The following is a 23633-nucleotide window of genomic DNA, read 5'->3' as shown; positions in this document are numbered from 1 at the left end:
AGTCAGGTCCCTTCCTACGTCACTTGGAGACGTTGACAGCCGCCGGGGCGTCCTCGCCGAGAAGCTTGCCGTCCGAGGTCTCGAACTGCTTCTTGAACTCCGCGATGGCGTCGGCAACGGCGCCGAGGGTGTCGTCGGACATCTTGCCGCCCTCGCGGATGGAGGTCATGAGGCCCTGCTCCTTGCGGTGCAGGTACTCCAGGAGCTCCTTCTCGAAGCGGCGGATGTCGGCGACGGGGACGTCGTCCATCTTGCCGGTGGTGCCGGCCCAGACGGAGACGACCTGGTCCTCGGTGGACATCGGCTGGTACTGGTTCTGCTTCAGCAGCTCGACCATGCGCTGACCGCGCTCCAGCTGCGCCTTCGACGCGGCGTCCAGGTCGGAACCGAAGGCGGCGAACGCCTCCAGCTCGCGGAACTGGGCCAGGTCCACGCGCAGACGGCCGGAGACCTGCTTCATCGCCTTGTGCTGCGCGGAACCGCCGACTCGGGAGACGGAGATACCGACGTTCAGCGCGGGGCGCTGACCGGCGTTGAACAGGTCCGACTCCAGGAAGCACTGGCCGTCGGTGATGGAGATGACGTTGGTCGGGATGAACGCCGACACGTCGTTGGCCTTGGTCTCGACGATCGGCAGACCGGTCATCGAGCCGGCGCCCATGTCGTCGGAGAGCTTGGCGCAGCGCTCCAGCAGACGGGAGTGCAGGTAGAAGACGTCGCCCGGGTAGGCCTCGCGGCCCGGCGGACGGCGCAGCAGCAGGGACACGGCGCGGTAGGCGTCGGCCTGCTTCGACAGGTCGTCGAAGATGATCAGGACGTGCTTGCCCTCGTACATCCACTGCTGGCCGATGGCCGAGCCGGTGTAGGGGGCGAGGTACTTGAAGCCGGCCGGGTCGGACGCCGGGGCGGCGACGATGGTCGTGTACTCCAGCGCGCCGTTCTCCTCCAGCGCGCGGCGGACCGACGCGATGGTCGAGCCCTTCTGGCCGATGGCGACGTAGATGCAGCGGACCTGCTTCTTCGGGTCGCCCGAGCGCCAGTTGTCGCGCTGGTTGATGATCGTGTCGACGGCCAGCGCGGTCTTGCCGGTCTGACGGTCGCCGATGATCAGCTGACGCTGGCCACGGCCGATCGGGGTCATCGCGTCGACGGCCTTGTAGCCCGTCTCCATGGGCTCGTGCACCGACTTGCGCTGCATGACCGTGGGGGCCTGCAGCTCGAGGGCGCGGCGGCCCGAGGTCTCGATCTCGCCGAGGCCGTCGATCGGGTTGCCGAGCGGGTCGACGACGCGGCCGAGGTAGCCCTCGCCCACTGCCACGGAGAGCACCTCGCCGGTACGGGTGACCGGCTGACCCTCCTCGATGCCGCTGAACTCGCCGAGGATGACGCAACCGATCTCGCGCTCCTCGAGGTTGAGGGCGAGACCGAGGGTGCCGTCCTCGAACTTCAGCAGTTCGTTGGCCATGGCCGAGGGGAGGCCCTCGACCTTCGCGATGCCGTCGCCGGCAAGGGTGACCGTACCGACCTCCTCGCGCGAGGCCGCGTCCGGCTTGTACGACTGGACGAAGGTCTCCAGTGCGTCCCGGATCTCCTCCGGCCGGATCGTGAGCTCCGCCATCTGGGTTCCCTGCTCTCCTTGTTGGGCCCGAAGTTTCACTTTGGGGGGATGGGGACTCCCCCCAACAGGAGGTGAATCCTCTGCACGGCCCAACCAGGGCCGTAAGTACGTACTGCGTTCTGTTTGTGCGCTGCCGGCGGTGCCGTCAGCCCGCCAGGCGGCGGCTCGCGTCTTCCAGCCGGTCCGCGATGGAGCCGTTGATGACCTCGTCGCCGACCCGCACCCGGATCCCGCCGAGGACCTCGGGGTCCACGTCGAGGTTGAGGTGCATCCGGCGGCCGTAGAGCTTCGCGAGGGCGGCGCCGAGGCGCTGCTTCTGCGAGTCGCTCAGCGGGACCGCCGAGGTGACGACGGCGACCGTGCGGTCACGGCGCTCGGCGGCGAGCTTGGACAGGGACTCCAGTCCCGTCTCCAGGCTACGGCCTCGCGGCGCGGTCACCAGGCGCGTCACCAGCCGCTCGGTGGCGGCCTCGGCCCGGCCGCCGAGCAGGCTGCGCAGCAGCTCGCCCTTGGCCGCGGTGGTGGCCTTGCGGTCGGTCAGCGCGGCGCGCAGCTCGGTGTTCGAGGAGACGATCCGGCCGAACCGGAACAGCTCGTCCTCGACGTTGTCGAGCGTGCCCGCCTTCTGCGCGGCGGTGAGGTCGGCGACGGCCGCCAGCTCCTCGAGGGCGTCCACCAGGTCGCGCGACTGCGACCAGCGGGAGCGCACCATGCCGGACAGCAGGTCCACGGTCTCGCCGCCGACCTGCCCGCCGATCAGGCGCCGGGCCAGGTCGGCCTTGGCCTCACCGGCCTGCGCCGGGTCGGTCAGGACCCGACGCAGCGACACCTCGCGGTCGAGCAGCGCGGTCACCGCGGCCAGCTCCTCGGCGAGCCGCTGCGCGTCCACGGACGTGGCGTCCGTCAGCGCGTCGAGACGCTCACGTGCGGCTGCCAGGGCCTCGCGGCTCGCTCCGTTCATCGAGACGCCTCGGCCTTCTCCTCGAGCTCGTCGAGGAAGCGGTCGATCACGCGGCTCTGCCGGGCGTGGTCCTCGAGGGACTCGCCGACCAGCTTGCCGGCCAGGTCGGTGGCGAGCTTGCCGACGTCCTGGCGCAGCGCGGAGGACGCGGCCTTGCGGTCGGCCTCGATCTGGGCGTGACCGGCGGCGACGATCTCCTCGCGCTGCCGCTGGCCTTCCGCGCGCATCTCGGCGATGAGCGCGGCTCCCTGCTCCTGCGCCTCCTGGCGCAGTCGCGCGGCCTCGTGACGGGCTTCGGCGAGCTGTGCCTTGTACTGCTCAAGGACGCTCTGGGCCTCGGTCTGCGCGGCCTCGGCCTTCTCGATACCGCCCTCGATGGCCTCGCGACGCTCTTCCAGAACCTTGTTGATGTTCGGGAGGAGCTTCTTGGCGAGGAAGCCGAAGACGATGACGAAAGCGATGAGGCCGATGACAACTTCCGGCCACGGCGGAATGAGGGGGTTCTCCTTCTCACCCTCAGCCGCCAGGAAAACCAGGGCGGATGTCACATCAGTGCCTTTCGTCAAATGGGACGGTCGTCAGGGCTCGTCTTAGTAGACGAACGGCATGACGAGACCGATGAGGGCGAGCGCCTCACAGAAGGCGAAGCCCAGGATCTGGTTGGCGCGGATCAGGCCGGCCGCCTCGGGCTGGCGGGCGAGGGCCTGCGTGCCGTTACCGAAGATGATGCCAACGCCGACGCCCGGGCCGATGGCCGCGAGACCGTAACCGACGGAACCGAGGTCACCGGTGACAGCAGCAAGGTTGGACATGCCAGTTCTTCCTTCTCTTTACGGACCGGTGGGGGTTGGCCACCGGACGACTGGGGGGTGCGAAAGCGGGATCGCTCAGTGGTGCTCGGCGAGCGCGCCCTGGATGAAGGTGCAGGTCAGCAGGACGAAGACGTACGCCTGGACCGCCTGGATGAAGAGCTCGAAGGCCGTCATCACGATGACCATCACGAACGAGACCGCCGAGTAGGCGATGCCGATGCCGTTCAGCATGTACCAGGCGGCGATGGTGAACAGCAGCAGCAGCGTGTGACCGGCGAACATGTTCGCGAAGAGCCGGACCGCGTGCGTGAACGGGCGGACCAGCAGGTTCGAGAAGAACTCGATGGTCATGGCCAGCGGGAGCACCGGGCCGAGCGACTTGTCGTAGCCCGTGAAGTTCTTGAGGGCGCCGACGAAGCCGTGGCGCTTGAAGGTCAGCGAGACCCAGGTGACGTAGACGATCAGGGCCAGGATCGCCGGGTAGGCGATGATCGAGGTCACCGGGAAGGCGGCGACCGGCACGATCGACCAGAGGTTCATCATCCAGATGAAGAAGAACAGCGAGACGGCGAGCGGGACGTACTTCTCGCCCTCCTTCTTGCCGATCGTCTCGTAGACGATGCCGCGGCGTACGAAGTCGTAGCCGGCCTCGGCGACCATCTGGAGCTTGCCCGGGATCAGCTTCGGCTTGGCGAACGCCGCCCAGAAGAAGCCGACCACGATGATCGAGCCCAGCAGGGCCAGCAGCATCGGCTTGTTGAAGTACAGGCCGTTGCCGTCCGCGTCGCCCCAGAGCGGCTCGAAGAGGAACGAGTGCAGGCCCGGGGCCGGGAAGCCGCACCCGTCGAACAGGTGGCAGTCGGTCTCGAAGGCGAGCACCTGCGTCGGGTCAGCACTCACCGCGGGCTCCTTCATCGTGGCGCATAGGTACGGCAACCTCGTTGTGTCGGCGCGGCATGTGGCCGCGGTTCGGCACGGGACTGGTGTTACGGATGTGGGGGCGGCTGTGGGGCATCTCGCCTCGCGATTGAGCAGGCGTCAGCTCGGATGCCCGCGCCCGCGATGCCGCAGTTGGCACCGGACGATAGCAGGATCTGTCATGTGCCTTTATCCCGGCCCTACCCCTCACGACGAGTGCCCCGACTTCTCGGGCTCGACGTAGAGGATCTTGGACTTCATGTGCGCCCGCGTCTGCGCCGCGATCCACGCCAGGGTGGCGGCGACCAGGGTGAGCGCGAAGGCCCGGGGGTGGAACAGCGTCGTGTTCTTGAAGGCCGCGACGAAGACGAACAGCAGCAGGATCTGGGCCGCGTACAGCATCAGGCCCATGGCCTGGAAGAGGTGCGGGAGCGACCTGGCGGTGCGCTGGAGGACGTAGAGGCCGATCCCCATGAAGAGGATCACCACGAGCGTCGCGACGACCGCCCCGATCGCGCCTTCCCCGCCGGCGACCACACCGCTGACGACGGCGGCGACTGCGCCGACGGCGGCTGTGGGCACAGCGGCCTGGGCCAGGATCCGGACGTCGTTGGACGGCATGGCGGCAACTCCGCTTTCAAAGGGGGCAGGGGTGTCGTCATGGACGAGCGTAGTCCCGGGTGGAGAGAGGTCCTCACGCCGCCTGACCGTCGCATTCGCGGTCCTTCGGCTCTGTCCGGGGGTTCTCGTGAACCGTATCACAAACTATTTGATGAGGTCTTTACCTGCCGGGTGTGCCAGCTGTCACACATGAGAGTGAACATGCGCGTCTGTGCAGAAACCGGGACCCTTTGTCGGGTATAGGACCGGTTCGTTCCCCCACGGGTTGGCAATGCTTTAGTCAGATTCTTACCTTGTGAAGCGCGATCGAGGGCCCACGGCGGTCGCCCCGTTGACCCCGGACACCCCAACGGCCACAGGCGTACGGTGCTCCTCCACGGCCGGGGTCTCCGCCGGCGCCTCCGCGGCGGCCGGCGCCGGTGCCGGGGCCGGCTCGGCGAGCGCCCTGCGACGGTAGCGCGGGGGCACGAAGCGCTCCGCCCAGACCGGGGCGCGCGGGGTGAAGCGCGGCATCAGCAGCAGGGCCAGGCCGATCGCGCTGAGGAAGACGATGCCGAGGACGATCCACATGGACGCCGAGTTGACGGAGTAGGCGAGCGCGCCGAAGGCGATCAGGGCCGACCAGAAATACATGATCAGCACGGCCCGGCTGTGCGAGTGGCCGATCTCCAGCAGGCGGTGGTGCAGGTGGCCGCGGTCGGCGGCGAACGGGGACTGGCCGCGCCAGGTCCGGCGGACGATGGCGAGCACCAGGTCGGCGGCCGGGATCGCGATGATGGTCAGCGGCATGACCAGCGGGATGTAGACGGGCACCATCTGGTGCACCGCGTTGCGCTCGGAACCGGAGAACAGCTTCATCACGTCCGGGTCCACCTGCCCGGTGACCGAGATCGCGCCCGCCGCCAGGACGAGGCCGATCAGCATCGAGCCCGAGTCGCCCATGAAGATGCGGGCGGGGTGCATGTTGTGCGGCAGGAAGCCCAGGCACATGCCCATGAGGATGGCCGCGAACAGGGTCGCGGGGGCGGCGGCCTCGATGCCGTACGAATACCAGATGCGGTAGGCGTACATGAAGAACGCCGCCGACGCGATGCACACCATGCCCGCCGCGAGGCCGTCGAGGCCGTCCACGAAGTTGACCGCGTTGATGGTGATGACGACGAGCGCCACCGTCAGCAGCGTGCCCTGCCACTGGGTGAGCGCGACCGTGCCGACGCCCGGCACCGGCAGCCACAGGATGGTCAGGCCCTGCATGACCATCACGCCGGCGGCGATCATCTGACCGCCCAGCTTGATCAGCGCGTCGATCTCGAACTTGTCGTCCAGCACGCCGATCAGCCAGATCAGCGCGGCCCCCGAGAGCAGGGCTCTGGGCTCGTTGGACGTCTCGAAGACGTGGTTGAGGTTGGTGAGGTGGTCGGCGACCAGCAGACCCGCGCACAGGCCGAAGAACATGGCGATCCCGCCGAGGCGCGGAGTGGGCTCCCGGTGCACGTCACGGGCCCGGATCTCCGGCATCGCCCCCGCCACGATCGCGAACTTCCGCACCGGCCCTGTGAGCAGATACGTCACCGCGGCCGTGATGCAGAGCGTCAGCAGGTATTCACGCACGGGCTTCCCCACAAGTCTCGCCGGCCATCTCAGCCCCACACCCTAGCGACGTCCGGATACGGGACGCATATACGAGGGGACTGCCGGGTAGCGACGATGGTTGCACGCCTGGCTGTGCGCGCGACGGCGCACCCGGTCGTCTACCCCGCATCGCCCGGGACATGACGGGGATACGGCGGGAACGCCCCGGCCAGTTCGCGCACCTCCTCGCGCACCCTCCGGCCGTCCCGCCGCCCCCGCAGCACGCCCGCGGCCAGCTCGGCGATGTGCCGCATCTCCCTCTCCCCCATGCCCTGCGTGGTGACCGCGGCCGTGCCCAGGCGCAGTCCGCGCGTGCCGGGGTGGGGCAGGGCGCAGCAGTCCATGACCATGCCGGCGGCGGCGAGCAGGCCGCGGGCGGCACGGCCGTCCACGCCGAGCGGGGCCGGGTCGGCGGTGATCAGGTGGGTGTCCGTGCCGCCGGTGGTGACGACGAGCCCCTCGGCGGCCAGTGCGGCGGCCAAGGCGCGCGCGTTGGCGACGACCCGGTGGGCGTACGCGGCGAAGGCCGGGGTGGCCGCCTCGCCGAACGCGACGGCCTTCGCGGCGATGGTGTGCATCTGCGCGCCGCCCTGGGTGAACGGGAACACGGCCCGGTCCACCCGCTCGGCGAGGTCCGCGCCGCACAGGATCATCCCGCCGCGCGGCCCGCGCAGCACCTTGTGGGTGGTGGCGCACACCACGTCGGCGTACGGCACCGGGCTGGGCGCCGCTCCCCCGGCGACCAGCCCCATCGGGTGCGCCGCGTCGGCGATGAGGTAGGCGCCCACCTCGTCGGCGACCTCCCGGAAGAAGGCGTAGTCGAGGTGGCGCGGGTAGGCGATGGAGCCGCACACGATCGCCTTGGGGCGGTGGCTGCGGGCCAGCGCGCGGACCTGGTCGTGGGCGATCAGGCCGGTCTCCTCGTCCACGCCGTAGCCGACGAAGTCGAACCAGCGGCCGGAGAAGTTGGCGGGCGAGCCGTGGGTGAGGTGGCCGCCGTGCGGCAGGCCGAGGGCGAGGACGGTGTCGCCGGGGCGCAGCAGGGCGGCGTAGGCGGCCAGGACGGCGGAACTGCCGGAGTGGGACTGGACGTTGGCGTGCTCGGCGCCGAACAGGTCGCGGGCCCGCTGCACGGCGAGGCGCTCGGCGACGTCGACGATCTCGCAGCCGCCGTGGTGGCGGGCCCCCGGGTAGCCCTCGGCGTACTTGTTGGCGAGCGGCGAGCCGAGGGCGGCCAGCACGGCGGGCGAGGTGAAGTTCTCGGCGGCGATCAGCTGGAGGGTGGTCGACTGCCGCTCGCGCTCGCCGAGCAGGATCTCGGCCAGCTCGGGATCCTGCCGGCGCAGCACGTCGGCTTCGGCATCGGCCGCTGGGGCATGGGTGACCGACATGGGTGGCTCCCGGGGCGTCGACGGTGACGTACGTCCAATGTAGGCCCGGGGCGGGCGGGGCGCCCGGCCGTCGCTCCCGCCGGGTGTCAGGTCCGGGCGGGGACGCCGGTGAGGGCCGTGACGACCGGGTCGAGGGCCTGGTGTATTTCGTCGCCGACGGAACGGAAGAACGTCAGCGGGGCGCCGTAGGGGTCGTACACCTCGTCCGCCTCGGCGGTGGGCGCGAGCAGCCAGCCGCGCAGCGCGGCGGCGGCCCGCACCAGGGCGCGGGCGCGGGTGACGACGCCGTCCTCCAGCGGGGGCAGGGTGGCGGGGTCGATCGCCCGGACCAGGCGGGTGAACTCCTTCAGGGTGAAGGTGCGCAGGCCCGCCGAGTGGCCCATGGAGATGACCTGGGCGCGGTGGTCGCGGGTGGCGGTCAGCACCAGGTCGGCGCGGATGACGTGCTCGTCGAGCAGTTCCCGGCCGACGAAGCCGGAGGCGTCCGCGCCGAACTCGGCCAGCACCGTCTCGGCGTTGGCCTCCATCGGGGCGCCCTCGTGGCCCCAGGTGCCGGCGCTCTCCACGATCAGCCCGCCGCCGAGGATGCCGAGGCGCTCGTGCAGGAAATGCCGGGTGAGCCGCTCGGTGATGGGCGAGCGGCACACGTTGCCGGTGCTGACGTGGAGGATGCGGAAGGTGTCGCGCGGAAACCCGAACGTCGTCGTCTCCTCCGCGGGCCGTTCCCGGTTGCCTATGCCGCGCCCCGCCTCGGGGGCTGTCAATTGGCCACCTCGAGGTCGGGTACGACCTTGCGCAGCTCGTCCGGCGACAGCGCCCCCTCGCGCAGCAGCACGGGCACCGGCTTGGTGACGTCGACGATGGACGACGGCACGATGCCGGGGGTCGGGCCGCCGTCGAGGTAGACGGAGACGGAGTCGCCGAGCATCTGCTGGGCGGCGTCGCAGTCCTCGGGCGCGGGGTGGCCGGTGAGGTTGGCGGAGGAGACGGCCATGGGGCCGACCTCGGTGAGCAGTTCGATGGCGACCGGGTGCAGCGGCATCCGCACGGCGACGGTGCCCCGGGTGTCGCCCAGGTCCCACTGGAGGGACGGCTGGTGGCGGGCGACGAGGGTGAGGGCGCCCGGCCAGAACGCGTCGACCAGCTCCCAGGCCTGCTCGGAGAAGTCGGTGACGAGGCCGTGCAGGGTGTTCGGGGAGCCGATGAGGACGGGCGTGGGCATGTTGCGGCCCCGGCCCTTGGCGGCCAGCAGGTCGGCGACGGCCTCCGCGGAGAACGCGTCGGCGCCGATGCCGTACACGGTGTCGGTCGGGAGGACCACCAGCTCGCCACGGCGGACGGCGGACGCGGCCTCGCGCAGACCGGTCGCGCGGTCGGTCGCGTCGTTGGTGTCGTATCGCCGTGCCATGTCAGCGGGCCTCCTCGTACACGAGCTGCTGGGGGGAAGAAGGGAAGGGGTGGGGTGCGCTCACGGCATCGCCTTGCGGGCGGTGGCGAAGCGCGGGCGGTTGTTGAGGTCGGGGTGGTCGGCCGCGTCGGCCCACCCGCGTTCCTCGGTGAAGATCCACGGCACCTGGCCGCCCTGGGTGTCGGCGTGCTCGATGACGACGACGCCGCCGGGGCGCAGCAGCCGGTGCGCGGTGCGTTCCAGGCCGCGGATCAGGTCGAGGCCGTCCTCGCCGGAGAACAGCGCCATCTCGGGGTCGTAGTCCCGCGCCTCGGGAGCGACGTACTCCCATTCGGTGAGCGGGATGTAGGGCGGGTTGGAGATCACCAGGTCGACCTGGCCGTCGAGGTCGCGGAAGGCGTCCAGGGCGTCGCCCTGGCGCAGGTCGACGCGGGAGCCCTCCATGTTCTTGCGGGTCCAGCGCAGCGCCTCCTCGGACAGCTCCACGGCGTGCACGCGCGAGCGCGGCACCTCCTGGGCGAGGGCGAGGGCGATGGCGCCGGACCCGGTGCACAGGTCGACGATGCAGGGCTCCACGACGTCCATGGCGCGCACGGCGTCTATCGCCCAGCCGACGACCGACTCGGTCTCCGGACGGGGCACGAAGACGCCGGGGCCCACCTGGAGCTCCAGGTAGCGGAAGAAGGCGCGGCCGGTGATGTGCTGCAGCGGCTCGCGCTGCTCACGGCGGGCGACGACCTCCCAGTAGCGGGCGTCGAAGTCGGAGTCCTTCACGGAGTGCAGCTCGCCCCGCTTCACGCCGTGCACGAACGCGGCGAGCTCCTCCGCGTCGTTGCGCGGCGAGGGCACGCCGGCGTCGGCCAGGCGCTGGGTGGCCTGGGCCACCTCCGCGAGCAGCAGGTTCACGCAAGTCCTCCGTGTCGTACTCGTCGTACCCGGTCGTACGCGTGGTGCGTACGCGCCTTACGCGGCCGCCAGCTTCGCCGCCGAGTCCGCGTCGACGCAGGCCTGGATGACCGCGTCGAGGTCGCCGTCCAGGACCTGGTCCAGGTTGTACGCCTTGAAGCCGACGCGGTGGTCCGAGATGCGGTTCTCCGGGAAGTTGTACGTGCGGATCTTCTCGGAGCGGTCGACCGTGCGGACCTGGCTGCGGCGGGCGTCGGCGGCCTCCCGCTCGGCCTCCTCCTGCGCCGCGGCGAGCAGCCGTGAGCGCAGGATACGCATCGCCTGCTCCTTGTTCTGCAGCTGGCTCTTCTCGTTCTGGCAGGAGGCGACGACTCCGGTCGGAATGTGCGTGATGCGCACGGCGGAGTCGGTGGTGTTGACGGACTGGCCGCCGGGCCCGGAGGAGCGGTAGACGTCGATGCGCAGGTCGTTCGGGTTGATCTCGACGTCGACCTCCTCGGCCTCGGGCGTGACCAGCACGCCGGCGGCGGAGGTGTGGATGCGGCCCTGGGACTCGGTGGCCGGCACGCGCTGCACGCGGTGCACGCCGCCCTCGTACTTCAGCCGGGCCCACACGCCCTGGCCGGGCTCGGTCTGGCCGCGGGCCTTCACGGCGACCTGGACGTCCTTGTAGCCGCCCAGCTCGGACTCGGTGGCGTCGATGATCTCGGTCTTCCAGCCGACGCGCTCGGCGTAGCGCAGGTACATGCGCAGCAGGTCGCCGGCGAACAGGGCGGACTCGTCGCCGCCCGCGCCCGCCTTGATCTCGAGGATGACGTCCTTGTCGTCGCTGGGGTCGCGCGGGACGAGCAGCAGCCGCAGCTTCTCGGTCAGCTCCTCGCGCTGCTTCTCCAGCTCCTTGACCTCCGCGGCGAAGTCCGGGTCGGCGGCGGCGAATTCGCGCGCGGTCTCGATGTCGTCGCCGGTCTGCTTCCAGGAGCGGAACGTGGCGACGATCGGGGTCAGCTCGGCGTAGCGCTTGTTCAGCTTGCGCGCGTTGGCCTGGTCGGAGTGGACCGACGGGTCGGCGAGCGTCTTCTCCAGGTCGGCGTGCTCGACTACGAGCTCCTCGACGGCCTCGAACATCTCTGGCTCCTGAATGACGTGCGGTGAGGAAGGGCGGGCGACCAAAAACGCCGGTCCCGGCGCGCCCGTGAGGGGCACGGCCGTGGACCGGCGATTGGAGGCTCGCTACTTCTTGGAGCCGGCGGCCTTGCCGAAGCGGGCCTCGAAGCGGGCCACACGGCCACCGGTGTCGAGGATCTTCTGCTTGCCCGTGTAGAACGGGTGGCACTCGGAGCAGACCTCGGCCCGGATGGAACCGGACTGGATCGTGCTGCGGGTGGTGAACGACGCGCCGCAGGTGCAGCTGACCTGGGTCTCGACGTACTCGGGGTGGATCTCGCGCTTCAAGGTGTCTCCTAGGTTCGGGAGGGCGCCGGGTCGCTGCCGCGGGATGCGGAGGCGTGAACCGGAGCCGACGTACCAGTCTGCCAGGACTGGGGCCACTCCCCAAAACCGGGGGCGGCCCGGGGGTATTCCCGAGTGCGGTGACCCCGCTCGGCGGCGACCCCGCCGCCGCGTCCGTCGCGACGGTGTTCCCCGGCGGCGCCGGGCCCGCTCAGGCGGCGTCGACCACGTCCCCAGCCTCACCGGTGGCGGTGCCCTCGGTGGCCGACCTCGGTATGGGCCGGTCGCCGCGCAGCGCCTTCCACACCTGGTCGGCCTTGGCTTCGTCGAGGACGACGCGGTTGCGGTCGGCGGGGTCGTACTGGACCGGCAGGGTGATCATGGTCAGGTTCTCGGAACCGATGCCCTTCAGGCTGCTCGCGAAGGAGATCAGTTCGTTGACGGAGCCGAGCCCGGAGTCGGTGGTGACGGCCTTGGTGGCGGTGTCGGCGAGGTCGTAGAGCTTCTTGGGGCTGGTGAGCACGCCGAGGTCCTCGACGCGGTCGGCCAGCGCCTTGACGAAGGCCTGCTGGAGCTGGATGCGGCCGAGGTCGGAGCCGTCGCCGACGCCGTGCCGGGTGCGGACGAGGCCGAGGGCCTGCTCGCCGGTGAGGGTGTGGTCGCCGGCCTTGAGGCTGAGGTGGCTGTCGGGGTCGTGGATGTCCTCGGTGGTGGTGATCTCGACGCCGCCCAGTTCGTCCACGAGCTTCGCGAACCCGGCGAAGTCGACCTCCAGGTAGTGGTCCATGCGGATGCCGGTGAGGGACTCGACGGTCCTCACCGCGCAGGCGGCGCCGCCGGTGGTGTAGGCGGAGTTGAACATCACTCCCCTGGCGGGCCGGTGCGTCCTGCCGTCGGCGTCGGTGCAGGCGGGGCGGTCGATCAGGGTGTCGCGCGGCACGGACACCACGCCGGCCCTCTTACGGCCCTCGTACAGGTGGACGATCATCGCCGTGTCGGCGCGGGCGCTGCCGTCGTCGGCGCCGCCGCCGAGCCGGCCGTTGGAGCCGGAGCGGGTGTCGGAGCCGAGGACCAGGATGTTTTCGGACCCGTTGTCGACCTTGGCGGGCCGGTCGGCGCCGAGTGCCTGGTCGATGTCGAGGCTGCGCAGATTGCCGTTGAGCTTGAGGTACACGTAGCCCACTCCGGTGCCGCCGAGCAGCAGCACCCCGGCGGCGGTCCACACGGCGAGGGCCAGTCCCTTCCCGCGCTGGCCCGCCGCCCTGCCGCCCCGGCCCGGTGTCCCGGACTCCCGCATACGCCGCTCCTCGCCTCTGTCCACCCACCGGGTACCCCCATCGTCGCCCGGTACGGCCACGGAGGGAAACGGGGGGCCGCGGCCACGAGGGAAGCCGTCCGCGACTGCGGCGGGAACCCGGAGCCGGCGCGCAAAGAGGGCCGCCCCCGTCACCGGCGAGGCGACGGGGGCGGCCCCTTCGGACGAAGAACCTCGACGTCAGTCGCCGTTGCCCGGCGTCGGCGTCGTCTTCTGGATCTGCATCAGGAACTCGACGTTCGACTTGGTCTGCCTCATCTTGTCGAGGAGCAGCTCGATCGCCTGCTGCTGGTCCAGCGCGTGCAGCACGCGCCGCAGCTTCCACACGACGCCCAGCTCCTCGGCGCCCAGGAGGATCTCCTCCTTGCGGGTGCCGGACGCGTCGACGTCGACGGCCGGGAAGATGCGCTTGTCGGCGAGCTTCCGGTCGAGCTTGAGCTCCATGTTGCCGGTGCCCTTGAACTCCTCGAAGATCACCTCGTCCATGCGGGACCCGGTGTCCACCAGCGCGGTGGCGAGGATGGTCAGCGAGCCGCCGTCTTCGATGTTGCGCGCCGCGCCGAAGAACCGCTTCGGCGGGTACAGGGCCGTGGAGTCGACACCGCCGGACAGGATGCGGCCGGAGGCCGGCGCGGCCAGGTTGTACGCGCGGCCCAGACGGGTGATCGAGTCGAGCAGGACGACCACGTCGTGACCCAGCTCCACCAGGCGCTTGGCGCGCTCGATGGCCAGCTCGGCGACCGTGGTGTGGTCCTCGGCCGGGCGGTCGAAGGTCGAGGAGATGACCTCGCCCTTCACCGACCGCTGCATGTCGGTGACCTCTTCCGGACGCTCGTCCACCAGGACGACCATCAGGTGGCACTCGGGGTTGTTGTGCGTGATCGCGTTGGCGACCGCCTGCATGATCATGGTCTTGCCGGTCTTCGGCGGGGCCACGATCAGACCGCGCTGGCCCTTGCCGATGGGCGAGACGAGGTCGATGATGCGGGTCGTCAGGACGCCGGGGTCCGTCTCCAGGCGGAGGCGGTCCTGCGGGTAGAGCGGGGTGAGCTTGTTGAACTCGGGGCGGCCGCGGCCGTGTTCGGGCGCCATGCCGTTGACCGAGTCCAGCCGGACCAGCGCGTTGAACTTCTCGCGCCGCTCGCCCTCCTTGGGCTGACGCACCGCGCCGGTGACGTGGTCGCCCTTGCGCAGGCCGTTCTTGCGGACCTGGGCGAGGGAGACGTACACGTCGTTGGGGCCCGGCAGGTAGCCCGACGTGCGGATGAAGGCGTAGTTGTCGAGGATGTCGAGGATGCCCGCGACCGGGATGAGGACGTCGTCCTCGTTGATCTGCGGCTCCTGCACCTCGTCGCGCCCGCGGCGGCCCCGGCGGTCGCGGTAGCGCCCGCGCCGGCCCCGGCGTCCGCCGTCGAAGTCGTCGTCGTCCTGCGGCCCGGCGTTGCGGTCCTGGCGGCCGCCGCCCTGCTGCTGGCTCTGCTGCTGGCGCTGACCGCCCTGGCCCTGCTGGTCGTCGCCCTTGCCGCGGCGGTCGCCGCGGTCGCGCTCGCGGTCGCCGCGGTCGCGGTCCCGGCCGCGCTCACGGCGGTCCCGGCGGCGTCCCTCGGCGCCGTCCGCGTCGCCGCCCTGCGGCTGCTGCGCGGACGCCTCGGCCTTCGGCTCGCTCTTGGCCTCGGCGACGACGGTCTCGGCCGCGCCGGCGGGGGCGCCGGCCTCGGCGGTCACACGGCGACGACGACGCTCGACGGGCGCGTCGTCCCCGCCGCGCTCGGCATCGCCCGCGCGGGCGATGCCGCCGGCGGGCTGGCCGGGGATCTCGATCTGCTGCTGGGCGACGGCCTGCTCGGCGGCGGGGGCGGCGTCGGCCTTCTTCGCCTTCTCGGCGGGGGCCGCGTCCTCGCCCGTACGGGCCTTGGAGGTGGCCCGGCGCTTCGGCTTGGCCTCGGCGGTCTCCGCGGCCTTGGCGGCGGGGGCTCCGCCGGCGGCCTGGGCCTCCTTGATGACCTCGATCAGCTGGCTCTTGCGCATACGCGCCGTGCCCCTGATGCCGAGGCCCGATGCGACCTGCTGCAGCTCGGCCAGCACCATGCCCTCGAGGCCGGTACCCCGGCGCCGCCGGGAGCCGGCACCGGTGGCAGGCGCGGAGGCGTCCGTGGCGGGCGCGGCAGCGGTCTCCTCGACACGTGCGCCCATCAGATCGGTGGTGTCGCTCACGAAGGGTCCTTCCCTGGAGCGGACGTCGGCCTGTCTGGCTCGGCGACCGGTTGTGCTGTCCGGCTTCGGTCCTCGATCGAACCGTGCCGGGGCGGTAATCCGCCGGAGCGGCGGAGGAGATATCTGGTGATGGCGCTACCTCGAGCCGTGGCACCCAGTGTCACGTGGCGTGGTCGCACCGGTTCCGGAGCCTGCCCGTCGGTCCGCTCGGTGTCGGCGTACGACGTACTGCCCACGTACGACGTACTCAACACAGTGCGGCTTGGGGGGCTCCCGGAAGGATGTCTGTCCCGGACTGGGACACGAGGCACCTCGCCATGGTGGGGTCGGGTGCAGACTTGAGATTAACACTACCGGATCCAACAAACATTCCCCCTCTCGCATCCGGCCGTCGCGTGTCATGCCGCGAGCGGCAGCACGCTCGCTCCCTGCAGGTCCAGGGCCAGCCGGTTGGCCGCCCAGCCGGGCCCGGCGAGCTGCTCGACCTTGTCGGCCGAGTCGGCGTCGGCGAGCGCCATGACGGTCGGTCCGGCGCCCGAGATGACCGCCGGGACCCCGTCGGCCCGCAGCCGCTCCACCAGCGCCGCGCTCTCCGGCATGGCCGGCGCGCGGTACTCCTGGTGCAGACGGTCCTCGGTGGCGGGCAGCAGCAGCTCGGGGCGCCGGGTGAGGGCCTCGACGAGCAGCGCGGCACGGCCCGCGTTGGCGGCGGCGTCGACGTGCGGCACGGTGCGCGGGAGCAGTCCGCGGGCGGTCTCGGTCAGCACCGGCTTCCCGGGCACGAAGACCACCGGGACGACGGAGGCGTCGGGCTCCATCCTGATCGCGCGGGCGGCGCCGGCCTCCATCCAGGAGAGCGTGAAACCGCCGAGCAGACAGGCGGCGACGTTGTCCGGGTGGCCCTCGATCTCGGTGGCCAGCTCCAGCAGCGCGGCGTCGTCCAGCCGGGCCTCGCCGCCTATGGTCACGGCGCGCGCCGCGACGATGCCGGCGCAGATGGCGGCGGAGGAGGAACCGAGGCCACGGCCGTGCGGAATGCGGTTGGCGCAGACGATTTCGAGGCCACGCGGCTGTCCGCCCAGCAGATCGAAGGCGGTGCGCAGGGACCGTACGAGAAGGTGCTTCTCGTCGCGCGGGAGGGTCTCGCTGCCCTCGCCCGCGATGTCGATGTGCAGCCCGGAGTCGGCCACCCGGACGACGACGTCGTCGTACAGCCCCAGCGCGAGGCCGAGGGCGTCGAAGCCCGGGCCGAGATTGGCGCTGGTGGCGGGGGTGCGCACCCGGACGGCGGCGGCGCGGAACGCTGGACCGGCCATCGCTCGATGACTCTCCTTGAGCTGCGTGACTTGCGTGACTGTCGAATGACATTCGACGACGTACGAGAACCCGGAGCTTCCGTGCGCCCCCCGTGGTCCCCAGGGACGCGCGCGGCACCGCGGCATATGCGGCGGGCGAGTTCGGTACAGCCTATCGAAGGTCGGTTCTGTGGCGACACAGGGCGCACCGGGGGCGCACGATGCGTGTCGTAAGCCCCCTGTGCATCCGCTGTAGAGAACATCCCCAGGTGAGCGTCCCCTTACTCCCGGGTGTGTGCCGGAGTGCGGGGACGCGGCATCACACCGGGCCGAGGCGCCCGGTGATCACACCAGGCCGAGGCGCTCGGCGGCCGTGGCCGCGTCGACCGGCACGGTGACCGGCTGCGGGGCGCCGGCGACGGCCCAGTCGGGGTCCTTGAGGCCGTTGCCGGTGACGGTGCACACGATGCGCTGGCCCGGGTCGACCTTGCCCTGCTCGGCGGCCTTCAGCAGACCGGCGACCGAGGCGGCGGAGGCGGGCTCCACGAAGACGCCCTCCTGCGCGGCCAACAGCCGGTAGGCCCGCAGGATCTCACGGTCCGTCACCTCGTCGATGAGACCGCCCGACTCGTCGCGCGCGGCGAGCGCGTACTGCCACGAGGCCGGGTTGCCGATGCGGATCGCCGTGGCGATGGTCGAGGGGTCCTTGACGACCTCGCCGCGCACGATGGGCGCGGAGCCGGACGCCTGGAAGCCCCACATGCGCGGGGTGCGCGAGGCGACGCCGTCGGCCGCGTACTCGGTGTAGCCCTTCCAATAGGCCGTGATGTTGCCCGCGTTGCCCACCGGAAGGACGTGGATGTCGGGGGCGTCGCCGAGCATGTCGACGATCTCGAAAGCGGCCGTCTTCTGGCCCTCGATGCGCACCGGGTTGACCGAATTGACCAGCGACACCGGGTAGTTGTCGGACAGCGCGCGGGCCAGGGTGAGGCAGTCGTCGAAGTTGCCGTCGACCTGGAGGATCTTCGCGCCGTGCACGAGGGCCTGCCCCATCTTGCCGAGCGCGATCTTGCCCTGCGGCACCAGCACGGCCGACACCATGCCGGCGCGCACGGCGTACGCGGCGGCGGACGCCGAGGTGTTGCCGGTGGAGGCGCAGATGACCGCCTTCGCGCCCTCCTCCTTGGCCCGCGTGATGGCCATGGTCATGCCGCGGTCCTTGAAGGAACCGGTCGGGTTCGCGCCCTCCACCTTGAGGTGGACCTCGCAGCCCGTGCGCTCGGAGAGCACCTGCGCGGGCACGAGCGGCGTGCCGCCCTCGCGGAGCGTCACGACCTGCGTGCTGTCGGAGACGGGGAGCCGGTCCCGGTACTCCTCGATGATTCCGCGCCACTGGTGGGTCATTGCTGGTTACTCTCCTTCAACCCGCATGATGCTGGCGACACCACGCACGGTGTCGAGCTTGCGCAACGCCTCGACGGTCCCGGTGAGGGCCGCGTCGGACGCACGGTGCGTGACGACGACGAGGGACGCCTCGCCGTCCTTCCCCTGCTGCCGGACCGTGTCGATGGACACCCCGTGCTCGGCGAACACGGTCGCCACCTGGGCGAGGACGCCCGGTTTGTCGGCGACGTCGAGGCTGATGTGGTACCGCGTGACCACGTCGCCCATGCCCGAGACCGGCAGCGCGGCGTACGCCGACTCGCCGGGCCCGGTGGTGCCGCTGAGCCGGTTGCGGCAGACGGCGACGAGGTCGCCGAGGACGGCCGAGGCGGTGGGCGCGCCGCCGGCGCCGGGGCCGTAGAACATGAGCTGCCCGGAGGCGTCCGACTCGACGAACACGGCGTTGTAGGCGCCGCGCACGGAGGCGAGCGGGTGGCTCAGCGGGATCATCGCCGGGTGCACGCGCGCGGTGACGGAGGCGCCGTCCGCGGCCCGCTCGCAGATGGCGAGCAGCTTGATGGTGCAGCCCATCTCCTTGGCGGAGGCGAAGTCCGCGGCGGTGACCTCGGTCATGCCCTCGCGGTAGACGTCGTCGAGGCGCACGCGCGTGTGGAAGGCGATGCCGGCGAGGATCGCGGCCTTGGCGGCGGCGTCGAAGCCCTCGACGTCGGCGGTCGGGTCGGCCTCCGCGTAGCCGAGGGCGGTCGCCTCGTCCAGGGCCTCCTGGTAGCCGGCGCCCGTGGAGTCCATCTTGTCGAGGATGAAGTTGGTGGTGCCGTTGACGATGCCGAGCACGCGGTTGACCTTGTCGCCGGCGAGGGACTCGCGCAGCGGCCGGATCAGCGGGATGGCGCCGGCGACGGCGGCCTCGTAGTACAGGTCGGCGCCGTGCTCCTCGGCCGCCGCGTGCAGGGCTGCGCCGTCCTGGGCGAGCAGCGCCTTGTTCGCGGAGACGACGGAGGCGCCGTGTTCGAAGGCGGTGGTGATGAGGGAGCGGGCGGGCTCGATGCCGCCGATGACCTCCACGACGACGTCGATGTCCCCGCGTTTGACGAGGGCGGTGGCGTCGGTGGTGACCAGGCCGGAGGCGATGCCCTCGCGGACGCGGTCGGGACGCCGTACGGCCACGCCCGCGAGCTCCACCGGGGCGCCGATCCGGGCGGCGAGGTCGTCGGCGTGCGTCGTCATGATGCGCGCCACCTCGGAGCCGACCACTCCACAGCCCAGCAGCGCCACCTTCAGCGGACGCGTACGCATCATCCGACCTCGTTTCTCTTACGTCACGGTGGAACCAGTCTCACGCACCGGACGGGACTTTCTATCCCTTGTCCGGATTATGAGACGTCTATTTCATTTGTACGGGGGTGAAAGACGCAGATCTTCCACCCCCGACCGATTGACCGGCCGAAGTACCGGCGGGGCCCCCTGGCCCGGTCGCCGCTCAGCCGACGTCGAGCCGCAGCAGATCGTCCTCCGTCTCGCGCCGGACGATGACCCGCGACGCCCCGTCGTGCACGGCGACCACGGGCGGGCGCAGCACATGGTTGTAGTTGCTGGCCATGGACCGGCAGTACGCGCCGGTGGCCGGTACGGCGATCAGGTCGCCCGGCGCCACGTCGGCCGGCAGGAACGCGTCCCGCACCACGATGTCACCGCTCTCGCAGTGCTTGCCGACGACGCGGGCGAGCATCGGCTCGGCGTCGCTGGTGCGGGAGACGAGGGCGACGCTGTACTCGGCGTCGTAGAGCGCGGTGCGGATGTTGTCCGACATGCCGCCGTCCACGGAGACGTACGTCCGCAGCCCGTCGAGCGGCTTGACCGTGCCGACCTCGTAGAGCGTGAACGCGGTCGGCCCGACGATGGCCCGCCCCGGCTCGACGGAGATCCGCGGCGTGCGCAGCTTCGCCGCCTCGCACTCGCGCGTCACGATCTCGGTGAGCGCCTTGGCGATCTCGTGCGGCTCCCGGGGGTCGTCGTCGCTGGTGTACGCGATCCCGAGCCCGCCGCCGAGGTCGATCTCGGGCAGCTCGACCCCGTGCTCGTCCCGGATCTCCCTGAGCAGCCCCACGACCCGGTGGGCAGCCACCTCGAACCCGGACATGTCGAAGATCTGCGACCCGATGTGCGAGTGGATCCCGATCAGCTCCAGCCCGTCCAGCCGCAGCGCCCGCCGCACGGCCTCCGCCGCCTGTCCCCCGGCGAGCGGGATGCCGAACTTCTGGTCCTCGTGCGCGGTGGCGATGAACTCGTGCGTGTGCGCCTCGACGCCGACGGTGATACGAATCTGCACCCGCTGCCGCGTGCCCAGCTCCTGGGCGATGTGCGCGACCCGCACGATCTCCTGGAAGGAGTCGAGCACGATCCGCCCCACACCGGCGTGGACGGCCCGCTCGATCTCCTCCTTGGACTTGTTGTTGCCGTGGAAGGCGATCCGCTCGGCGGGCATCCCCGCGGACAGGGCGGTGGCCAGCTCCCCGCCGGAACAGACGTCGAGGTTGAGCCCCTCCTCGTGCAGCCACCGCACGATCGCGCGGGAGAGGAAGGCCTTGCCGGCGTAGAAGACGTCGGCGTCCTGCGAGAACGCGGTACGCCAGGCCCGCGCCCGGGCCCGGAAGTCGGCCTCGTCGAGGATGTAGACCGGAGTGCCGTGCTCCTGCGCGAGATCGGTGACACGGATGCCCCCGACGGTCACGATCCCGTCGTCGTCCCGCGCGACGGTCTGCGCCCACACCTTGGGGTCGAGCGCGTTGAGGTCGCTGGGCGGACCCGAGTAGTGCCCCTCGGGAAGAACGTCGGCGTGCCGGGGGCCGGCGGGGTGTGCGGAACGGCTCATGGTGTGGGGTGGCTCTCTGTCTGTCGTCGTCGGGCGTCTTCTGTCGACGTCGTCGGGCGGCGCGGTCTGTCGCCGTCGGGCGGCGTCGGATGCCGTCGTCGGGCGGCGTGGTTTGTCGTCGCGGTCGTCTCGGAGGTGGTCCGGGCGCGGGCCGGGCGCGGAGGCGGGGCGGGTCCGGTCCGGGTCTCAGAGGTGATCGGGCGCATGGATGCCGAGCAGGGACAGGCCGCCGGCCAGCACCGCCCCGGCGGCTGCGGCAAGGGCGAGCCGGGCACGGTGGGCGGCCGAGGGTTTCTCCTCGCCGATCGGCAGGACGGCGGGGAGAAGGGGCAGCACGGCATCGGCGACGCTGACGAGGTGCCGGGCGAGACGGTCGGGGGCGCGGTGGGATGCGGCCTGGGAGAGGACGCGGGGGTGGTCGGCGAGGAGGGCCTGTACGGGTGACGGGGGTACGCCTGCTCCGGCGTCCGGGGCGAAGCCGAGGTCGGCGGCGTTGCGGAGGAGGGCGCGGGTGCGGGCGTGGGCGTACCGGACGCGGAAGAGGGGGTTGCCCTCGCGCTGGACCAGGTGCTCGGGGGTGAGGCGGGGCCGGTCGTGGGCGGCGGGGTGGAGCAGGGCCCAGCGGGTGGCGTCGGGGCCCAGGAGGGTGAGGGGGTCGGGGTGGGGCGGCGCCGGGACGGGACGGATGGTCTCGGGCGGGGGCGCGTCGGGGAGCGAGTTGCCGGTACTGCCGTGGGCACCGGTGCCGTGGGCGTCGATGCGCAGGCCGAGGGCGTCTGCCGAGCCTCCCTCCAGCTCACCGGCGCAACTGATCCGGACGTCGGCGCCCTGGGAGCGGAGGATGCGGGCGAGGGCGTCGGCGACGACTAGGGCGCGGAGCTCGGCGGGGCAGTGGAGGTGGACGGGGGCGGACCGGGTGCCGGCGCGGTGGGGCTGGGCGTGCCCGTAGCGAGGGCCGGCGCGGAGGATGTCCTGGACCAGCTCGCCGGGGGCGTCACGGCGGAGCCGGAGGTTGAGGAAGCCGGGCCCGGTGACGACGACGTCCGTGACGCCGGGGGCCTCGGCGAGCCGGGCGCGCAGTATCTCGGCGACGTGGAGGGGCGGCTGCCCGGCGGCGCGGGAGAGCTGGAGGGCGATGTTGGTGGCGTAGTCCCCGCATCCCCCGGGACCGGGCGAGGTGACGACGGCCCGCTCCGGAACGCTCACGGACAGCTCTCCGCCGTCGACGGCACGACGCACGGCGTGCAGGACGGTGCGGGAGAGCTCGACGGGGGTCACGGGACAAGCGTAGGGGAGAAGGGGGGTGGGTATGCGAGCCGGTTTGGCGGGGTCCCGAGATGTGGACGGGGCCGGACGGAGAGGACGGGCGGACCAGCACCACTGCCCTCCCTGGCTGTCACGCGAGCCCGGCGCGCCCCGGCTCGGCGGCGCCGGGGAACCGCTTCCCCTCGACCTCCCCCTCCCCGTCCATGAGCTGCCGAACGAGCCGCACCAGCGCGTCGGGCTCGAAGGGCTTGGCGAGGAACGCATCGACGCCGACTTCGAGGCCGCTCTCGACCTCGTGCTGCGAGCATGCGCTGATGATGGCGAGGGGCAGATGGCGGGTGAGCGGATCCGCACGCAGCCGGGCGGCGGTCCTCAGCCCGTCGAGCCGAGGCATGACGACATCGAGGGTGACCACATCGGGCCGCACCCTATGGATGACTTCAAGACACTCGGCACCATCGGACGCGGTCACGACCTCGAGGCCCTCCAGCTCGAGATTGACCCTGATCAACTGCCGGATGACCTTGTTGTCGTCGACAACAAGCACCCGGCCCGAAGCGCCTGGCACCCCTCGAGAGTAGGTCGGGACCGGCCACCGCGTCCGGGTTTTCCCGACTTCCACCCCTGCGGGCGACGGCACCCTCCGGGGTGGACGCGTAACCCGTTCATGAACACCCCGCCGGAGCTGGTAGTGTTCTACCCGTCGCCGCGAGCGAAGCCCGCGAAGGACACGCCCCCGTAGCTCAGGGGATAGAGCAACGGCCTCCGGAGCCGTGTGCGCAGGTTCGAATCCTGCCGGGGGCACCCTGTATGAGGTGCCCAAAGACCCCGCCACCAGCGCTTTCGCTGAGACGGGGTCTTCGCGTATGTGCAGGCGTGTGCCGCTCGGAGCGGCTGTATGTCGGGGGCTGTGGACTATTCGTGGACAGGATCTTAGGGCATCTTCGCTGGTCAGCCCCGAAGTTTCGCACCGGTCGGCCGAAGTGCCGCCCGTCAGCCGGCGTCGGGCCACTCCTCAGGAGGCGAAGGCGGCTTCGGGTCGTCCCGCCTCTCCGCTTGCCGCGCGTTCTCCCCTCGCAGGCTCGTCAACCACGGCCACAGATCCGGCAGCGGCTGCGCCGGGCAAGCGAGACGGTGCTCGATACGGCACCGCTGGAACTGATCCGGCGGACACACCCCATAGACCGTCACCCGCCCGTCGGACAGCTCGATCCATCGGTACTCCGCTGGCACCGTGTGAGCCAGCGGGCGCATGTCTGGCTCCAGCAGCACCCACTCGTGTTCGAGTGTCGCCACCCGATCCCCTAGCAACCCGCATCGCGGGCAGCGGGACTGCCCACCACCCAGCCGCCGCGGCTTCTCCTCCAAGACCCCCATACCATGAGGGTCGCCAGCCCGGCAGTTCAGGCGTAGAGCGCGAACCGGACGAAACCCCTGGGACGACCGTCCGCCAGCGGGACGAAATACGACGCGGCAGGTGCAGCCCGCAACCAACGGCCGACGGCACACGGCCGAAATGCGGCGAAGCCCTCCGGCCCAAGCGGGCTGGAG

22 protein-coding genes and 1 tRNA gene are annotated in these 23633 nt (G+C 71.3%); 1 reads left to right on the top strand and 22 read right to left on the bottom strand.

From position 1 onward, the window contains the following. Positions 1 to 19: 19 nt before the first annotated feature. From atpA to ABZY13_RS01490, 21 genes are all read right to left on the bottom strand, one after another. The gene (gene atpA, locus ABZY13_RS01590; RefSeq protein WP_356626739.1) at positions 20 to 1618 is read right to left on the bottom strand and encodes a F0F1 ATP synthase subunit alpha; all 1599 of its coding nucleotides are present in this window, start codon (positions 1616 to 1618) and stop codon (positions 20 to 22) included. Between the two features lie 145 nt (positions 1619 to 1763). Next, the gene (locus ABZY13_RS01585; RefSeq protein ID WP_356626737.1) at positions 1764 to 2579 is read right to left on the bottom strand and encodes a F0F1 ATP synthase subunit delta; all 816 of its coding nucleotides are present in this window, start codon (positions 2577 to 2579) and stop codon (positions 1764 to 1766) included. Then, a complete protein-coding gene (locus ABZY13_RS01580) occupies positions 2576 to 3127 on the bottom strand; it encodes a F0F1 ATP synthase subunit B (RefSeq protein ID WP_356626735.1) in 552 nt (183 codons plus the stop codon). The genes ABZY13_RS01585 and ABZY13_RS01580 overlap by 4 nt, the downstream gene beginning before the upstream one ends. 42 nt (positions 3128 to 3169) lie before the next feature. Then, positions 3170 to 3391 (bottom strand): ATP synthase F0 subunit C, encoded by a 222-nt coding sequence (gene atpE / locus ABZY13_RS01575; RefSeq protein ID WP_004925497.1) that lies wholly within the window; start codon positions 3389 to 3391, stop codon positions 3170 to 3172. A 75-nt stretch (positions 3392 to 3466) separates the two neighbouring features. Continuing rightward, positions 3467 to 4306 carry a F0F1 ATP synthase subunit A gene (gene atpB, locus ABZY13_RS01570; RefSeq protein ID WP_356626733.1) on the bottom strand — a complete coding sequence of 280 codons (840 nt, stop codon included), beginning with the start codon at positions 4304 to 4306 and terminating at the stop codon, positions 3467 to 3469. Between the two features lie 210 nt (positions 4307 to 4516). Continuing rightward, positions 4517 to 4930, bottom strand: coding sequence for a hypothetical protein (locus ABZY13_RS01565; RefSeq protein ID WP_356626731.1), 414 nt, complete (start codon positions 4928 to 4930; stop codon positions 4517 to 4519). A 288-nt stretch (positions 4931 to 5218) separates the two neighbouring features. Then, entirely contained in the window at positions 5219 to 6541 is a 1323-nt protein-coding gene (locus ABZY13_RS01560) for an MraY family glycosyltransferase (RefSeq protein WP_356626729.1), read from the bottom strand. Between the two features lie 140 nt (positions 6542 to 6681). Further along, entirely contained in the window at positions 6682 to 7953 is a 1272-nt protein-coding gene (locus tag ABZY13_RS01555) for a serine hydroxymethyltransferase (protein ID WP_356626727.1), read from the bottom strand. A gap of 86 nt (positions 7954 to 8039) precedes the next feature. Next, positions 8040 to 8717 (bottom strand): protein-tyrosine-phosphatase, encoded by a 678-nt coding sequence (locus tag ABZY13_RS01550; RefSeq protein WP_356626726.1) that lies wholly within the window; start codon positions 8715 to 8717, stop codon positions 8040 to 8042. Further along, positions 8714 to 9361 (bottom strand): L-threonylcarbamoyladenylate synthase, encoded by a 648-nt coding sequence (locus tag ABZY13_RS01545; protein WP_356626725.1) that lies wholly within the window; start codon positions 9359 to 9361, stop codon positions 8714 to 8716. Before ABZY13_RS01545 ends, ABZY13_RS01550 begins: the two co-directional genes overlap by 4 nt. A 60-nt stretch (positions 9362 to 9421) precedes the next feature. Further along, a complete protein-coding gene (prmC, locus tag ABZY13_RS01540; RefSeq protein WP_356626723.1) occupies positions 9422 to 10267 on the bottom strand; it encodes a peptide chain release factor N(5)-glutamine methyltransferase in 846 nt (281 codons plus the stop codon). Positions 10268 to 10324: 57 nt separating this feature from the next. Continuing rightward, complete coding sequence (gene prfA, locus ABZY13_RS01535; protein WP_356626721.1) at positions 10325 to 11392, bottom strand: peptide chain release factor 1; 1068 nt, start codon at positions 11390 to 11392, stop codon at positions 10325 to 10327. A gap of 105 nt (positions 11393 to 11497) precedes the next feature. Beyond that, positions 11498 to 11719: a 50S ribosomal protein L31 gene (gene rpmE, locus ABZY13_RS01530; protein ID WP_356626720.1), complete on the bottom strand. Its 222-nt coding sequence runs from the start codon at positions 11717 to 11719 to the stop codon at positions 11498 to 11500. Between the two features lie 208 nt (positions 11720 to 11927). After that, the gene (locus ABZY13_RS01525) at positions 11928 to 13013 is read right to left on the bottom strand and encodes an LCP family protein (RefSeq protein ID WP_356626718.1); all 1086 of its coding nucleotides are present in this window, start codon (positions 13011 to 13013) and stop codon (positions 11928 to 11930) included. 198 nt (positions 13014 to 13211) lie between these two features. Then, positions 13212 to 15245: a transcription termination factor Rho gene (rho, locus tag ABZY13_RS01520; protein WP_356626716.1), complete on the bottom strand. Its 2034-nt coding sequence runs from the start codon at positions 15243 to 15245 to the stop codon at positions 13212 to 13214. Positions 15246 to 15643: 398 nt separating this feature from the next. Beyond that, a complete protein-coding gene (gene thrB / locus ABZY13_RS01515) occupies positions 15644 to 16561 on the bottom strand; it encodes a homoserine kinase (protein WP_356626714.1) in 918 nt (305 codons plus the stop codon). A 324-nt stretch (positions 16562 to 16885) separates the two neighbouring features. Then, positions 16886 to 17944, bottom strand: coding sequence for a threonine synthase (thrC, locus tag ABZY13_RS01510; RefSeq protein WP_356626712.1), 1059 nt, complete (start codon positions 17942 to 17944; stop codon positions 16886 to 16888). A 6-nt stretch (positions 17945 to 17950) separates the two neighbouring features. Further along, complete coding sequence (locus ABZY13_RS01505; RefSeq protein ID WP_356626711.1) at positions 17951 to 19243, bottom strand: homoserine dehydrogenase; 1293 nt, start codon at positions 19241 to 19243, stop codon at positions 17951 to 17953. A gap of 181 nt (positions 19244 to 19424) precedes the next feature. Then, complete coding sequence (lysA, locus tag ABZY13_RS01500; protein ID WP_356626709.1) at positions 19425 to 20816, bottom strand: diaminopimelate decarboxylase; 1392 nt, start codon at positions 20814 to 20816, stop codon at positions 19425 to 19427. 186 nt (positions 20817 to 21002) lie between these two features. After that, entirely contained in the window at positions 21003 to 22094 is a 1092-nt protein-coding gene (gene nrtL / locus ABZY13_RS01495; protein ID WP_356626707.1) for an ArgS-related anticodon-binding protein NrtL, read from the bottom strand. Between the two features lie 118 nt (positions 22095 to 22212). Further along, entirely contained in the window at positions 22213 to 22722 is a 510-nt protein-coding gene (locus ABZY13_RS01490) for a response regulator (RefSeq protein ID WP_356626705.1), read from the bottom strand. Positions 22723 to 22814: 92 nt separating this feature from the next. Here ABZY13_RS01490 and ABZY13_RS01485 point away from each other — a divergent pair. After that, positions 22815 to 22886 (top strand) — tRNA-Arg (locus ABZY13_RS01485). A 189-nt stretch (positions 22887 to 23075) separates the two neighbouring features. On the opposite strand, the gene ABZY13_RS01480 is transcribed toward ABZY13_RS01485, so the two are convergent. Further along, positions 23076 to 23459 carry a DUF6083 domain-containing protein gene (locus tag ABZY13_RS01480; protein ID WP_356626703.1) on the bottom strand — a complete coding sequence of 128 codons (384 nt, stop codon included), beginning with the start codon at positions 23457 to 23459 and terminating at the stop codon, positions 23076 to 23078. Positions 23460 to 23633: the final 174 nt, after the last annotated feature.

This window comes from Streptomyces sp. NPDC006610 (genome assembly GCF_040611575.1).
Lineage (GTDB): Bacteria > Actinomycetota > Actinomycetes > Streptomycetales > Streptomycetaceae > Streptomyces.
Note: the sequence above shows the minus strand (reverse complement) of the source record. Positions and strands in the feature narration are given on the sequence as shown.